We start from the raw sequence: 13,294 nt of genomic DNA on the forward strand, positions 1-13,294 counted from the left end.
TTGGCCACATTCCACCGGCACATGCCCCGGGCGCACGCCGGATGTGACAGAGAGCGCTCCGGCCGGGGTGGTCACCGGCAGGGTCTGCGGGGCAGTAGGTTTGCCCGTCATGGAGGACCTCGATCAGCGCATCGTCCAGCTACTGCTGGAAGACGGCCGGATGAGCTACACGGACCTGGGCAAGGCCACCGGCCTGTCCACCTCGGCGGTGCACCAGCGGGTGCGGCGCCTGGAGCAGCGCGGGGTGATCCGCGGGTACACCGCCATCATCGACCCCGACGCCGTCGACCTGGCGCTGACCGCGTTCATCTCGGTCAAACCCTTCGACCCGAGCTCGCCCGACGACACCCCCGAGCGCCTCGCCCCGCTCCCGGAGATCGAGGCCTGCCACAGCGTCGCGGGCGAGGAGAACTACATCCTCAAGGTCCGGGTCTCCGCCCCGGGCGACCTGGAGGACCTGCTCGCCCGCATCCGCAGCGCCGCCGGGGTCTCCACCCGCACCACCGTCGTGCTCTCCACCCCGTACGAGGCCCGGCCGCCGAGGCTCCAGAGCTGAAACGCCACGGCTGAGATTCGGGCGCCGGGACAGACTTTAGGCTTAGCGGCATGACCGAACGCACCAGCCGTACCGTCCTCCTCCGCGGTGGCAACGTCCACAGCCCCGCCGACCCGTTCGCCACCGCGATGCTGGTGGAGGGAGAGCAGATCGCCTGGGTCGGCAGCGACGGCGCCGCCGAGTCGTACGCGGCGAGCGCCGACGAGGTGGTCGAGCTGGCCGGTGCGCTGGTCACGCCCGCCTTCGTCGACGCCCATGTGCACGCCACCTCGACGGGCCTGGCGCTCACCGGGCTCGACCTCACCGACTGCCGCTCGCTGAGCCAGGCCCTGGGGCGGATCGCGGGGTACGCCGGCCACAACGGCGGCGTGCTGATCGGCCACGGCTGGGACGAGACCCGCTGGCCCGAGCAGCGCCCGCCGACGCTGGAGGAGCTGGACGCGGCCGCGAACGGCGCACCGCTCTACCTCTCCCGCACGGACGTGCACTCCGCGCTCGCCTCCACGGCGCTGCGCGAGCTCACCGGCGGCCTCGCCGGGCTGCCCGGCCACCACCCGAGCGGCCCCCTCACCCGGGACGCCCACCACGCCGTCCGCCGCACCGCCCTGGCCCATCTGAGGCCGGAGCAGCGCCGCGCCGCCCAGCTGGCCACCCTGACCCGCGCCGGCGAGCTCGGCATCGCCGCGCTGCACGAGTGTGCCGGGCCGGAGATCTCCTCCGAGCAGGACCTCGCCGAGCTGCTCGCGCTGGCGGCCGAGACCGACGGGCCGGAGGTGTTCGGCTACTGGGGCCAGCTCGCCGAAGCCGGTGGCGTCGAGACCGCCCGCCGCCTGGGTGCTGTCGGCGCGGGCGGCGACCTCTTCGTCGACGGCGCGCTCGGCTCGCACACCGCCTGCCTGCACACCCCGTACGAGGACGCCGCACACACCGGCGCCGCCTACCTGACGGCCCAGCAGGTCGCCGACCACGTCGCGGCCTGCACCGAGGCGGGCCTCCAGGCGGGCTTCCACGCGATCGGCGACGCCGCGCTGAGCGCCGTCGTCGAGGGCGTCCGGCTCGCCGCCGACCGGCTCGGGATCGCCCGGGTCAGGGCGCTGCGCCACCGGGTCGAGCACGCCGAGGCGCTGGACGACAAGGCCGTCGCCGCCTTCGCCGAGCTGGGCCTGACCGCCTCCGTCCAGCCCGCCTTCGACGCCGCCTGGGGCGGCCCGGACGGCATGTACGCCCAGCGCCTGGGTGCCGAGCGCGCGGCTGGGCTCAACCCGTTCGCCGCGATGCTCCGGGCCGGGGTGCCGCTGGCCTTCGGCTCCGACGCGCCCGTGACCCCGCTCGACCCCTGGGGCACCGTCCGCGCCGCCGCGTTCCACCGGACGCTGGAGCACCGGATCTCCGTCCGGGCCGCCTTCGCCGCCCACACCCGGGGCGGCTGGCGCGCCCTCGGCCGCGACCAGGACGGCGTGCTCGTCCCGGGCGCCGTCGCCAGCTACGCCGTCTGGGCGGCCGACGAGCTGGTCGTCCAGGCCCCCGACTCCCGGGTGGCCGGCTGGTCGACCGACCCCCGCTCGGGCACCCCCGGCCTGCCCGACCTGACCCCGGGCCACCCCCTGCCCACCTGCCTGCGCACCGTCGTCCGGGGCCGCACCGTCCACCAGGCCTGACTTCGCACGCCCCTCTTTCCGTTGCCGCGATCAGTCGGGGTACCGTCTTCGCACGGTGCCCGGACCCGGGCGGCGGGAGAGACACAGCGCAGCCAGAGAGGTGGTGCGAAGGTGGCACTGCCCATGCAGCAGGAACGACCGCTCGCGGAGCCGGAGCCCAAGCGGGAAGCCCCCGCCCCACGGTGGCGCCGCCTCCGGGCCGGACTCCCCAGGACGGGTCTCGCCGTCCTCGGCGGCCTGCTGCTCGGCCTGGCCTTCCCGCCGTACGACCTCTGGCCGCTCTCCGTGGCCGGCGTCGCGCTGCTCTCCGTGCTCACCCGGGGCCGCACGGCCCGCCAGGGCGCCTGGACGGGCTTCGCCTTCGGCTTCCCCTTCTTCCTGCTGCTGCTCGACTGGCTGCGGGTGGTCGGCACCGACGCGATGATCGGCCTCTCGGCGCTCGAGGCGCTGTTCGTCGCCGCACTCGGCGCGGGCCTGGCGCTGACCTCCCGGCTGCGTGGCTGGCCGCTCTGGGTGGCCTGCCTCTGGGTCGCCCAGGAGTGGGCCCGGGACAGGCTGCCCTTCGGCGGCTTCCCCTGGGGGCGGCTGGCCTTCGCCAACACCGGCAGCCCCTTCACCCCGCTGGCCGCCCTCGGTGGCGCCCCGCTGGTGACCTTCGCCGTCGCCCTGTCGGGCGCCCTGCTGGCCTGGGCCGCCCCGCGGCTGCGCGGCCCCGTCAGGGCCCCGCGCGCGGCCGCCCTGGCGGGCCTCGGGGCCGTCGCCGCGATCCTCGCCGGGTACGCCGTGCCGGTGCCGACGAAGGCCGACGACACCGTCAAGGTCGCCCTCGTCCAGGGCAACGTCGCGCAGCCCGGCATGGACTTCCTCGGCCGCCCGATGATGGTCCTCAACAACCACGCCGCCGCGACCGAGCGCCTCGCCGCCGACGTCGCCGCCGGCAAGGTGCCCCGCCCGGACGTGGTGATCTGGCCGGAGAACTCCTCCGACCTCAACCCCTTCCTCGACCCGGCCGCCTACGTCCGGATCGACCGCGCCGTCCAGACCATCGGCGTGCCGACGCTGGTCGGTGCCCTGATCGACGGCCCGGACAGCCAGCACGTGCAGAACGAGGGCATCGTCTGGAGCCCCACCACCGGCCCCGGCGCCTCCTACACCAAGCAGCACCCCGTCCCGTTCGGCGAGTACGTGCCCTTCCGGGCCGAGCTCTCCAAGGTGATCACCCGCCTCCAGCGCGTCGCCCGCGACTTCTACCCGGGCAAGGGCAACGGCGTCATGCAGCTCGGCCCGGCCCGGATCGGCGACGTGATCTGCTTCGAGGTCGCCTACGACGAGATCGTCCGCGACACCGTCAACCAGGGCGGGCGGGTGATCGTCGTCCAGACCAACAACGCCACCTACGCAGAGAGCGGCCAGCCCGAGCAGCAGCTCGCGATGTCCCGCCTGCGGGCCGTCGAGCACGGCCGGGCCGTCCTGATCGCCGCCACCAGCGGCATCAGCGCGGTGATCGAGCCCGACGGCACCGTCTCCCAGCACACCCAGGAGCTGACCGCCGCCGAGCTCAGCGCCACCGTGCCGCTGCGCGACGGCAAGACCCTCGCCGACCGCCTGGGCGCCGCCCCCGAGTGGACGCTCGCCCTGGCGGGCCTGCTGGCCTGCGGCGCGGCGATCGTCGGCGGCCTGCGCCGCCGCCGCAGCGGAACACCGGCCGAGGCCGAATCGTTGTCACCGGTGGTGCCGTAGCCGGCCCGGACCAACCCGGGCGGTGATGCCGTGAGCACCGCGATGGAGTGGATTCGTACCGTGAGCCAGCAAGCTACCCCCGCCCGTCCGGCCCCGCGCAGCCGTCTGCGGCGGGTGCTGCCACTGCTGATCACCGCCTGGCTGGTGCTGGAGATCTGGCTGCTGACGGTCGTCGCCTCCGCAGTCGGCTGGTTCACCGTGCTGGTGCTGCTGGTCGGCGGCGTCTTCCTCGGCGGTTCGCTGATCAAGCGGGCCGGGCTGAAGGCGTTCTCGGCCGCCGTGGAGCAGAGCCGTGACCCGCAGTCGCAGCAGCCGCAGACCGGCACCAGCCTGACGGTGCTGGCGGGCGTGCTGCTGATCCTGCCGGGCTTCCTCTCCGACCTGCTCGGCCTCACCCTGCTGCTCCCGCCGACCCGCGCCCTCTGGCGGGCCCTCGGCCGCAGGCTGACCCGCTCCGCGCTGCGCTCCACCACACCCGCCGGCACCGAGCCGTTCGCGGACGCCGTCCGGCTCCAGGAGCAGCTGCGCATCCACCGCCCCGACGGCAAGGTCATCCAGGGCGAGGTCGTCGAGCCCGGCAGCCCCGCCGGTCCGTCCGACCCCGGCGTTGACCACCGCCCGCCGATCACCGGCTGACCCGGCAGAAGTAGACATGACGAAGGGCCCCGGGCGGTGAAGCCCGGGGCCCTTCGTCATGTCTACTTCTGCGTCAGGCGCTCTTACGAGTGTCCCGCGGGTGGACCGCAAGGTTCATCCCGCCGGAGCGGAGCACGGCCAGCCGCTCGGCCAGCACCTCCTCCAGCTCCTCACGCGTACGGCGCTCCATCAGCATGTCCCAATGGGTGCGCGTCGGCTTGGTCTTCTTCTCCTCCGGCTCGTCGCCGTCGAGCAGTACTGCCTCCTGGCCGCAGAAACGGCATTCCCACGCCGAGGGGATCTCCGCTTCCACGGAGAAAGGCACCTCGAATCGGTGTCCGTTCTGACATGCGTACTCGACGGTCTGGCGGGGAGCCAGATCGATTCCACGGTCGGTCTCGTAGCTAGTGGCCCCGAGTCGCGTGCCGCGGAGAGCTCGCTCGCTCATGAATCGTGCCTCCCGGGCTTATGGCCCACAGGACTAGTGGTCGCTGTCATCGTCGTTCGGTCAACGCTCGGCCTTCGACGAAGATTCCCGTCCCGGGATATGCGTCGCCTGTCGTGCCGCCCCTGTTTGTACCCATCGCCGCCCGATTTGTCACATCTGAGCCTAATTATCACCCTGAGTATCACAAATTATGCACACGGTGATCGAAATCTGCTGCGAAGGCGCCCCAGCTTATCGGCGCGCGGGCCCGCCGCGCGCCGCCTGTCCGCAGTTCGGCGGAACGGTCCCGCATTCACCACACCGGGCGCGGCCGCGCAGGCTCCTTGTCGAGCTGTACGGAGGGTGCGGCGGCCGGTGCAACAGCTGGCGCGACCGACGGCGCGGCGGCCTCCGTCCGGGTGTCCCGGTGCGGCAGCAGGGCGATCACGGCGTCGCGCTGCGCCGCCGGGGCCTCGTCGTCCAGCGGGTCCACGGTCACCGGCACCTGGAGCCGGACGGGCACGGCCGAGCCGAGCCGGGCGTAGCCGCGACCGGCGGGGGTGTGGGCGGCCGGGGCGATGTCCAGCGGCACGCCCAGTGCCTCCTGGGCCAGCTCGGCGTGGACGGGGCCGAGCACGACCCGGGCCCGGGTGGTGGCGCGGACGCTGGGGGAGATCCGGTCGCGGGCCTCCAGGTCGTCGGCGATCACCACCGTCACGCGCGCGGCCCGGCCGTGCCGCAGCGGGGTCTCCAGCAGGTCCTGCGGGTCGGGGCGGCCCTCGGCGTGGGCCAGCTCGCTCAGCTCGGTGGGGTGGTCGAGCAGCAGCCAGAGCGGACGGGTGACGTCCGGCGGGGCGGGCACCCCGTGCTGGCGGGCCGCGTTCAGTGCGGAGAGCCGGCGCTCGGTCTCCTGGGCCGCCCACTCCAGGGCGGCCAGTGCGCCGTGCAGGCTGGTCTCCACGGTGTGCACGCCGGGCCGGTTCACCAGGCAGGCGTGCTCGCCCGTGCCCGCGCCGTCGATCACCACCAGGTCGCCGTGCGGCAGTGCCTGGAGCGCGATCGAACGGATCAGCGTGGACGTCCCGTACCCGGCCGCCCCGAGGGCCAGCAGGTGCGGCTCGGCCGCGCGGGCGCCCGTCCGCCACACCACCGGCGGCTGCTGCGTGGTGGCCCCGCCCTGGCTGACGGGGATGGTCCGGCGGCTGCCGAGGCCGTCCGTGAAGCCGAGCACGATCTCGCCCGGCGCCGTCACGAAGGTCTGTGCCGTGATGTCGGTCGGCAGCGGCGCCAGCGCGCTCACCCGCAGCCGGTTGGACTCCTCGTCCCAGTCGAAGCTGTACTCCCGGGAGCGCCCGGCCTTGCCCTGCACGACCTGCTCGATCCGGGCACGGGCGCCCGGCTCGGTGTCGGTGAAGTAGGGCGGGTAGCGCAGGTCGAGGGCGGTGAGCCTGCCCTCGTCGTCGAACGTCCAGGAGTCGAAGGCCGTCTTGTACGCGCCGTCCGGGCCGTAGAGCGGCGCGGCGTCGTCGAAGCCGCCCAGGTAGGGCGTCAGCGCCGCGTACAGGGCGGTCAGTTTGAGGTCGGCGACGTCCGGCGCGGGCGTCGCCGGGGCCTTCGGTCGGCGCCCGGCCCAGGCGGCGCTGGCCATCAGCGCGACCAGGGCGAGCAGCGGGCCGTGCGGCAGCAGTGCGATGCCGAGCAGGGCGGCGGCGGTCAGGAAGAGCGTCGGGCCCCGGCGTTCCTTCGGGGTGGTGGCCCAGCGGCTCTTCGCCCAGTCGGCGTGGCTGCGCAGGCCGCGCCCGATGACGGTGAGCGGGGCGAACATGTCGGCGGCGTGGTCGCCCGCGCTGCGGGCGAAGTCGCGGCCGCGGCTGAGATGGCGGTTGAGGGACATACCTGGGCTCCCCGGACGGTGGGACGGCGTGGGTCGTGCGGTGCTGCGGGAGTGGCAGAAGGCCCGGGGCGGTGGGGTCCGCACCCGGGCCGGTGAGGCAGGAGCAGCGCTCAGCAGGTCAGAACTTGAGGCCGCCGAGCAGGCTGGCCAGGCTCGCGCCGCCTGCCTGGATGCTGGGCGCGATCGATGACCCCGCGATGTAGAAGCCGAGGAGGGCGCAGACGATCGCATGCGAGACCTTGAGGCCGTCCCGCCGGAAGAACAGGAATGCGATGGTGCCGAACAGGACGATGCCGGAGATGGAGAGGATCACGCGTCTGCTCCTCGGAGAGGGGGGACAGGGACGACTCGGAAAGGGGTGTTACGGAAAGTGTCCTAATCGTGACAAAAAGTAATAGATGATGGAATGTGGCAAACGGGTGTTTCTGTCCCGGAGGCCCGGCCCGGCCGTATACGAGCTGATCCTTTTTGCAGCCGGTCGGCGGCCCGTCTTCGGCCTGGCTGCCGCGTGTCTGCCGCCTGTCTGCCGCTCTGTCAGGTCCCCAGGGGGCAGCTCGGACAGTTCCGGTGAGCGGATAAATTCGCTCGAACGGATGCGTTACCACCGGACCAGCGTGTCGTCCGCTACGGTGCGGTACGTCACCCAGCAGACCCGACCAGGGAGGGCCCGCCCCATGTCCGACGTCCCGCAGAACCCCGCCGACCCCTCCGGGATCGACGCCGAGGTCATCGAACTGGCCGGGAAGCTCTTCGACGCCGCCCGCACCGGCGGCACGGCGCTGCTCGGCGCCTACCTGGACGCGGGGGCGCCCGCGAACCTGGCCAACGACCGGGGCGACACCCTCGTCATGCTGGCCGCCTACCACGGCCACGCCGAGACGGTGGAGCTCCTGATCGAGCGCGGCGCCGACCCGGACCGCGTCAACGACCGGGGCCAGACCCCCCTGGCCGGTGCCGTCTTCAAGGGCGAGGAGGCGGTCATCACCGCCCTGCTCACCGGCGGCGCCGACCCGAAGGCGGGCACCCCCTCCGCCGTCGAGACCGCCCGGATGTTCGGCAAGGACGATCTGGTCGCCCGCTTCGAGGGCCGCTGACCAGCAGGTCGTAGGCTTGGCCGTCATGGAGATACGCACAACCGGGTACGGCCATCCTGATGCCCAGAAGCTGGCCGCCGAAGTCCAGCAGGAGTACGTCCGCCGGTACGGCGACGTCGACGTGACGGTGCTGCACCCCGACCACTTCGACCCGCCGGCCGGCCACTTCGTGGTCGCCTACCTCGACGGCGCACCCGTCGCCTGCGGCGGCTGGCGCGCGAAGGAGCCCAACGACTTCGGCCTGGTCGAGGGCGACGCCGAACTCAAGCGGATGTACGTGGCCCCCGCCGCCCGGGGCCGCGGCCTCGCCCGCGCGGTGCTGCGCCATCTGGAGCAGAGCGCCGAGGCCGCCGGGCGCAGCCGCCTCGTCCTGGAGAGCGGCACCGAGCAGCCCGAGGCGCTCGCCCTCTACGCCTCCGAGGGGTACCACCACATCTCCGGCTTCGGCGTCTACCGGGATGCCCCGGAGTGCGTCTGCATGGCCAAGTGGCTGGAGGTCCAAGACTCCTGACGGATCGTCAAGCCCCTACTTGCGCGGGCGCCTCAGTCCTCCGCGAGGAACGCTCGGGCGCGGGCCAGCAGGGCCCGGCCGGCCGGGTTGGCGGGGCCCTCGGCACGCCAGGCGAGGGCGAGGCGGCCGTGCAGCGCCGGGTGGGTGACGGCGATGGAGTGGAGCTCGGGGGAGCGGGATTCGGCGAAGGCGCGGGGGAGGACGGCGGCGCCCAGGCCGTGGGCGGCCAGCCGTGCCAGGGATTCGGGGGTGCCGGATTCGAAGGCGATCCGGGGGATGAACCCGGCGGCGGTGCAGGCTTCGTCGAGACGGGCGCGCAGGCCGGTGCCCCGGGGGAGGCTGATCAGCGGGCGGTCGCGCAGGGTGTCGAGGGTGACGGCCCGGTGGGCGGCGAGTTCGTGGTCCGGGCTGACGGCGACGACCAGCTCCTGCGAGTCGACGACGTGCAGCTCAAGGCCGGGCGGGGTGGCCTTGCCGACGCTGATGACAGCCGTGTCCAGCAGGCCCGAGCGGAGGCGGTCGGTGAGCTCGTCCGAGGTGGCCTCGGTGAGGGTGATCTCCACCTCGGGGTGATCGCGGTGGAAGGCGGCCAGCAGCGCGGGCAGGTCGACGTTGTGCGAGGTCACCGCCCCGATCGCGACCCGCCCACGGAGCAGCCCGGTCAGCTCGTCGACGGCCTGCCGGGCTCCGGCGACGGCCGCCAGCGCGGCCCGCGCGTACGGGAGGACGGCCTCGCCCGCCTCCGTCAGCCGCACCGTGCGGCCGGAGCGGTCCAGCAGCTCCTGCCCCAACTCCCTCTCCAACTTGCGGATCTGGGCGCTGACGCCGGGTTGGGCGACGTGCACCCGATCGGCGGCCCGGGTGAAGTTCCGCTCCTCGGCCACGGCGACGAAGTACTCCAGCTGGCGAAGTTCCATAACTGCTGATTCTAGTAGCGAGAGCAACCATCTCTTGGACTTCTGGTCAGCACAGCGGGAGAGTTGGAGACATCGAAGCCCAGGGAAACAACGCAGAGGAGCCCGCCATGACCGACACCGCCCGCACCGAAGCCCGCACCACCGCCTCGACCCCTGAGGACCTCGCGCGCCTCTTCGTCGAGCGGGCCAACGCCGGTGACGCCGAGGGCCTCGCCGAGCTGTACGCACCCGACGCGGTGCTCGCGTACCCGGTCGGCTCGGTGACCGTCGGCCGCGAGGCCATCCGGGCGGTCTGCGAGAAGATGCTCGAACACGCGCCCCGGCCCTTCCCGTTCGAGGAGGCGCTGCCGACCGTCCGGTACGGAGACCTCGCGCTCACCTCGACGGCGGGCGCCGACGGCACGGGCGACCGGGTGCAGGTCGCCCGGCGTCAGCCCGACGGCAGCTGGCTGCGGATCATCGACCGCCCTGAGTTGAGGGGCCCTCAGTAGCAGGTCGGTCCGAGCGGGGGCTGGACAGAGTGCGGGATATTTAGGTTAGCCTTACCTTCATGAGTTCCGCGCACCTTGCCGCAACCACGGCCTACGTCATGCCTCCGCTCTGGCGGGTGCTCACCAAGTCCGCCTACTTCGTCGGTCTCTGTGGGGCCATCGGCTCCACGGTCACCTACGCGGCGGTGCTCCGCCCGGCGCTCCGCGCGCCGGGCACCGAGCGGTGCGACGCCGAGATCGTGCGGCGGCGCACCGCGACGTACCTGGCCTGGGCCGGAGCCGTCCTGCTGGTCGCGGGCTACTTCCAGCTCGCCGCCCGGGTCGCCCGCGCCGGGAAGGGCATGCCGTTCGGTGACGCCCTGGCGCCGGGCCGGATCTTGACCTTCCTCACCGCGCCCGCAGCGAAGGGTGCCTGGGTCGCCCAGGGCACGATCCACCTGATCCAGAACGCCGTGCTGGTGCTGGCCGCCGCCACCCTGATCGCGCTCTTCACCCCCGCCGCGCGCCGCCACCTCGACGCCCTCGCCCTGATCGCCCTGCCGCTCGCACTCGCGGTCAGCCTGATCGGCGCGATACCCGCCACCCGCCCCGCGGACCTCGACCACGCTCTCGATCCCGTCATCGACCAGACCCACATCGTCGGCGGGGTGGTGTGGGTCGGCGGCCTCGCCCTGCTCGCCGTCCTCGCCGGCGCCCACCGCCGGCTCGGCGCCCACGCCGGGCTGCTGTGGGCGGACATCTGGCGGCGGTTCAGCCTCGTCGCCCTGGTCTGCGTCGGCGCGGTGCTGGTCTCCGGTCTGTGGATGTCCTGGAAGCACGTCGGCAGCATCGGACAGCTCTGGACGACGACCTACGGCCTCTTCCTGTTCGTCAAGATCCTGCTCGTGCTCGGCATGGTCGCCGCCGGTGGCGTCAACCAGTTCTGGCTGATGCCGCGCATCGTCCGGGCCCGCGCCGAGGACGCGACCTCCTCCCTGCTGCACCTCACGCTGCGCCACTTCCCCCGGGTGGTCTGGGCCGAAGTCGCCCTCGGCGCCGGAGTCCTGGGGATCGTCCCCTTCCTCGGCGGCTCCGCCCGCTCCCAGGCAGGCAGCCCGCCCCCCGTCGCGACCGGCAGCATCTTCGCCGTCGGTGCCGCGCTCGCCCTCACCCTGGCCGCCTCGCTCTACATCACGGCCCGGGTCTCCGACGGTCTCTCCCGCCGCCCGGCCACCGGGACGGCTGGCATGATCGAACCGTGACCGATGAACGCCGGCCGCCGAGGCCCCGAAAGTACGTCTTCTTCGATGTCGACGGCACTCTGATCGACGCTCTGGACAACCAGCGCCGGGTCTGGGGCACGTGGGCGGTGCGGCACGGGCTGGATCCCGACGAGGTCTACCGGGTGGCGCTACGAACGCGGCCGATGGAGACGTTCGCCATCGTCGCGCCGGGCAGGGACCCGCACGCCTGCCTGGTTGCGCTGCACGAGCTCGAGGACGAGGACGTCCGATCGGGCGTGTACGCGGCCTTCGACGGCGCGTCGGAGCTGCTGCACGGCCTGCCGCCGGGCTCGTGGGCGTTGGTGACCTCGAACTACGACCACCGGGTCCGCGGACGTTTCGCCCGTACCCGGCTGCCCGTCCCGGACGTGATCGTGGACGCGGCGGCGGTCGCACACGGCAAGCCGTCGCCCGCCCCCTACCTGCTGGCCGCCGAGCGGCTCGGCGCCGCGCCGGAACACTGCCTCGTCATCGAGGACGCCCCCTCCGGCGTGCAGGCCGGGCTGTACGCCGGCATGACCGTGTGGAGTGTCAACGCCCCGGCTCCCGTCGGCGGCGCGCACCGGCACTTCGCCAGTCTGCGGGACGCGACAGGCGACATCCGCGCTTTCGTGTCCGGTGCACACCAGAACCCGGTAGCCGAACCGGCCCGCTGAACCCGGCGCGCCCGGGTCGGAGACCTGTCAGTAGATACACGAAAAAAGCTGCGTCGGTTGGAAAACGCGAATCGCTGTTCGTATGATGGAGTCATGGAAGAGAAGTCCGACCCCCGGACGAAGTGGACGTTCCTCACCAGCCACGCCCGCGTGCTGTGGATTCTCGCCCGCGATCCGGGGATGCGGCTGCGTGACGTCGCCGAAACCTGTCAGCTGACCGAGCGCGCGGTGCAGGCCATCGTCGCGGATCTGGAGGCCGGAGGCTATCTGCGGCGATCGCGTGAAGGGCGCCGCAACCGCTACGAGATCGCTTCCGAGGGCAGGCTGCGCCATCCTGCCGAAGCGCGCCACACCGTAGGCGCGCTGATCGCTCTGCTCGGAGCGGAGGCCGCCCCCGAGAGCCCGAAGAACCCGGAGGGAGCGTGAACGCACCATGACCGCAACGGCGGACGAACTGCCGGTGATCGATCATCCGCTCGCTGCAAGCACCGGCGACGCACGGGAGCTGTCCAGAGTCCTGCTGTGGCGCCTGCGAAAGCTGGAGCCCGGGAGCGAGGAGTACTCCTACGTGCGGGGCACGCTGATCGAGCTGAACGTGTCGCTGGTCAGGTTCGCGGCGCGCCGGTTCGGAGGGAGTCACGAATCGATGGACGACATCGTCCAGGCCGGGACGGTGGGGCTGGTCAAGGCCGTCGACCGGTTCGATCCCGATCGTGGCGTGGAGTTCGCGACATTCGCGCTGCCGACGGTGATCGGTGAGATCCGGCGGTTCTTCCGGGACACCACCTGGGCGGTCCACGTGCCCCGGCGGCTACAAGAAGCGCGGCTCGCCGTCGTCAAGGGCGCCGACGAGCTCGAGCAGGAGTTGGGGCGGGCGCCCACGGTGGGCGAACTCGCCGAGTACGTCGCCCTCCAGCCCGCCGAGTTGGACGAGGCGATGCAGGCCGCGCAGGCGCGGACCACGCTGTCGCTGGACGCGCCGTTCTCGGACGGCAACGCCGAGGGGGCCTTGGAGTGCCGTCTGGGCTGCTGTGATCCGGCACTGGAAGTGGTGGAGTACGTGCAGTCGCTCAAACCGCTGATCGCCGCGCTGCCGGAGCGCGAGCGGACGATCCTGGCCCTGCGGTTCACCGAGGGCCTGACCCAGGCCGAGATCGGGCGTCGGCTCGGCATCTCCCAGATGCACGTCTCCCGCCTGCTCACCCGCAGCCTCGAAGGCCTGCGGGCCGGCCTGACCGGGCAGGGCTGCGCACCGCCGCACTGATCCACCGGTCGTCCACCGGTCGTCCGAAGGAGGCAAGCCGCCATGACCAGAACCGACCTCGTCCACCGCCTCGAGCACCGCTGGCCCGCCCTGCTGATCCTGCTGCTCGCCGTAGCAGTGCTGGTGCTGCTGATCGTGCTGTCGGCCACCTTCCCGCCCTCGACCTCCTGAACGCGCCGCGCCGGTGT

At 72.8% G+C, this 13,294-nt stretch carries 16 protein-coding genes; 12 read left to right on the plus strand and 4 right to left on the minus strand.

Features of this window, described 5'->3' with window-relative positions; translation table 11 throughout:
• Positions 1-109 precede the first annotated feature (109 nt).
• The 4 genes from ACR68M_RS31385 to fxsA all read left to right on the plus strand — a co-directional run bounded on the left by ACR68M_RS31385 (position 110) and on the right by fxsA (position 4,590).
• The gene (locus ACR68M_RS31385) at positions 110-556 is read left to right on the plus strand and encodes an Lrp/AsnC family transcriptional regulator (protein WP_441247535.1); all 447 of its coding nucleotides are present in this window, start codon (positions 110-112) and stop codon (positions 554-556) included.
• Positions 557-606: 50 nt separating this feature from the next.
• Entirely contained in the window at positions 607-2,214 is a 1,608-nt protein-coding gene (locus tag ACR68M_RS31390) for an amidohydrolase (RefSeq protein WP_441247536.1), read from the plus strand.
• A 123-nt stretch (positions 2,215-2,337) separates the two neighbouring features.
• Positions 2,338-3,954, plus strand: coding sequence for an apolipoprotein N-acyltransferase (lnt, locus tag ACR68M_RS31395; protein ID WP_441247537.1), 1,617 nt, complete (start codon positions 2,338-2,340; stop codon positions 3,952-3,954).
• A 60-nt stretch (positions 3,955-4,014) separates the two neighbouring features.
• Entirely contained in the window at positions 4,015-4,590 is a 576-nt protein-coding gene (fxsA, locus tag ACR68M_RS31400) for an FxsA family membrane protein (protein ID WP_441247538.1), read from the plus strand.
• A gap of 73 nt (positions 4,591-4,663) precedes the next feature.
• On the opposite strand, the gene ACR68M_RS31405 is transcribed toward fxsA, so the two are convergent.
• The 3 genes from ACR68M_RS31405 to ACR68M_RS31415 all read right to left on the minus strand — a co-directional run bounded on the left by ACR68M_RS31405 (position 4,664) and on the right by ACR68M_RS31415 (position 7,224).
• Positions 4,664-5,038: an RNA polymerase-binding protein RbpA gene (locus tag ACR68M_RS31405; RefSeq protein WP_030396357.1), complete on the minus strand. Its 375-nt coding sequence runs from the start codon at positions 5,036-5,038 to the stop codon at positions 4,664-4,666.
• Between the two features lie 292 nt (positions 5,039-5,330).
• Complete coding sequence (locus ACR68M_RS31410) at positions 5,331-6,911, minus strand: hypothetical protein (RefSeq protein ID WP_441247539.1); 1,581 nt, start codon at positions 6,909-6,911, stop codon at positions 5,331-5,333.
• 118 nt (positions 6,912-7,029) lie between these two features.
• Entirely contained in the window at positions 7,030-7,224 is a 195-nt protein-coding gene (locus ACR68M_RS31415; protein ID WP_280717270.1) for a hypothetical protein, read from the minus strand.
• A 361-nt stretch (positions 7,225-7,585) separates the two neighbouring features.
• On the opposite strand from ACR68M_RS31415, the gene ACR68M_RS31420 reads away from it, so the two are divergent.
• Positions 7,586-8,005: an ankyrin repeat domain-containing protein gene (locus tag ACR68M_RS31420; protein WP_441247540.1), complete on the plus strand. Its 420-nt coding sequence runs from the start codon at positions 7,586-7,588 to the stop codon at positions 8,003-8,005.
• A 25-nt stretch (positions 8,006-8,030) separates the two neighbouring features.
• Positions 8,031-8,516 carry a GNAT family N-acetyltransferase gene (locus tag ACR68M_RS31425; RefSeq protein WP_441247541.1) on the plus strand — a complete coding sequence of 162 codons (486 nt, stop codon included), beginning with the start codon at positions 8,031-8,033 and terminating at the stop codon, positions 8,514-8,516.
• 32 nt (positions 8,517-8,548) lie between these two features.
• Here the strand turns inward: ACR68M_RS31425 and ACR68M_RS31430 are convergent, their stop codons facing one another.
• Positions 8,549-9,433, minus strand: coding sequence for a LysR family transcriptional regulator (locus tag ACR68M_RS31430; protein ID WP_441247542.1), 885 nt, complete (start codon positions 9,431-9,433; stop codon positions 8,549-8,551).
• A 107-nt stretch (positions 9,434-9,540) separates the two neighbouring features.
• Here ACR68M_RS31430 and ACR68M_RS31435 point away from each other — a divergent pair, with 107 nt between their 5' ends.
• From ACR68M_RS31435 to ACR68M_RS31460, 6 genes are all read left to right on the plus strand, one after another.
• Entirely contained in the window at positions 9,541-9,924 is a 384-nt protein-coding gene (locus ACR68M_RS31435) for a YybH family protein (RefSeq protein WP_441247543.1), read from the plus strand.
• A gap of 59 nt (positions 9,925-9,983) precedes the next feature.
• Positions 9,984-11,165: a copper resistance D family protein gene (locus tag ACR68M_RS31440; protein ID WP_441247544.1), complete on the plus strand. Its 1,182-nt coding sequence runs from the start codon at positions 9,984-9,986 to the stop codon at positions 11,163-11,165.
• Positions 11,162-11,842, plus strand: a complete 681-nt coding sequence (locus tag ACR68M_RS31445; RefSeq protein WP_441247545.1) for an HAD family hydrolase — start codon at positions 11,162-11,164, stop codon at positions 11,840-11,842. Before ACR68M_RS31440 ends, ACR68M_RS31445 begins: the two co-directional genes overlap by 4 nt.
• A gap of 93 nt (positions 11,843-11,935) precedes the next feature.
• Positions 11,936-12,268, plus strand: a complete 333-nt coding sequence (locus tag ACR68M_RS31450) for a MarR family transcriptional regulator (RefSeq protein ID WP_441247546.1) — start codon at positions 11,936-11,938, stop codon at positions 12,266-12,268.
• Positions 12,269-12,275: 7 nt separating this feature from the next.
• Entirely contained in the window at positions 12,276-13,106 is an 831-nt protein-coding gene (locus ACR68M_RS31455; RefSeq protein WP_441247547.1) for a SigB/SigF/SigG family RNA polymerase sigma factor, read from the plus strand.
• Positions 13,107-13,148: 42 nt separating this feature from the next.
• Entirely contained in the window at positions 13,149-13,277 is a 129-nt protein-coding gene (locus ACR68M_RS31460; RefSeq protein ID WP_441247548.1) for a hypothetical protein, read from the plus strand.
• Positions 13,278-13,294 lie beyond the last annotated feature (17 nt).

The sequence above is a fragment of the Kitasatospora sp. McL0602 genome (genome assembly GCF_052076145.1).
In the GTDB taxonomy this organism is placed as follows: domain Bacteria; phylum Actinomycetota; class Actinomycetes; order Streptomycetales; family Streptomycetaceae; genus Kitasatospora.

Excerpts from the sequence above, each read along its gene's own strand:
- ACR68M_RS31405 (WP_030396357.1), bottom strand. The coding sequence starts at position 5,038 with ATGAGCGAGCGAGCTCTCCGCGGCACGCGACTCGGGGCCACTAGCTAC.
- ACR68M_RS31435 (WP_441247543.1), top strand. The coding sequence starts at position 9,541 with ATGACCGACACCGCCCGCACCGAAGCCCGCACCACCGCCTCGACCCCT.
- ACR68M_RS31460 (WP_441247548.1), top strand. The coding sequence starts at position 13,149 with ATGACCAGAACCGACCTCGTCCACCGCCTCGAGCACCGCTGGCCCGCC.
- lnt (WP_441247537.1), top strand. The coding sequence starts at position 2,338 with ATGCAGCAGGAACGACCGCTCGCGGAGCCGGAGCCCAAGCGGGAAGCC.
- ACR68M_RS31425 (WP_441247541.1), top strand. The coding sequence starts at position 8,031 with ATGGAGATACGCACAACCGGGTACGGCCATCCTGATGCCCAGAAGCTG.
- ACR68M_RS31390 (WP_441247536.1), top strand. The coding sequence starts at position 607 with ATGACCGAACGCACCAGCCGTACCGTCCTCCTCCGCGGTGGCAACGTC.
- ACR68M_RS31450 (WP_441247546.1), top strand. The coding sequence starts at position 11,936 with ATGGAAGAGAAGTCCGACCCCCGGACGAAGTGGACGTTCCTCACCAGC.
- ACR68M_RS31440 (WP_441247544.1), top strand. The coding sequence starts at position 9,984 with ATGAGTTCCGCGCACCTTGCCGCAACCACGGCCTACGTCATGCCTCCG.
- ACR68M_RS31410 (WP_441247539.1), bottom strand. The coding sequence starts at position 6,911 with ATGTCCCTCAACCGCCATCTCAGCCGCGGCCGCGACTTCGCCCGCAGC.
- ACR68M_RS31430 (WP_441247542.1), bottom strand. The coding sequence starts at position 9,433 with ATGGAACTTCGCCAGCTGGAGTACTTCGTCGCCGTGGCCGAGGAGCGG.
- ACR68M_RS31455 (WP_441247547.1), top strand. The coding sequence starts at position 12,276 with ATGACCGCAACGGCGGACGAACTGCCGGTGATCGATCATCCGCTCGCT.
- ACR68M_RS31420 (WP_441247540.1), top strand. The coding sequence starts at position 7,586 with ATGTCCGACGTCCCGCAGAACCCCGCCGACCCCTCCGGGATCGACGCC.
- ACR68M_RS31385 (WP_441247535.1), top strand. The coding sequence starts at position 110 with ATGGAGGACCTCGATCAGCGCATCGTCCAGCTACTGCTGGAAGACGGC.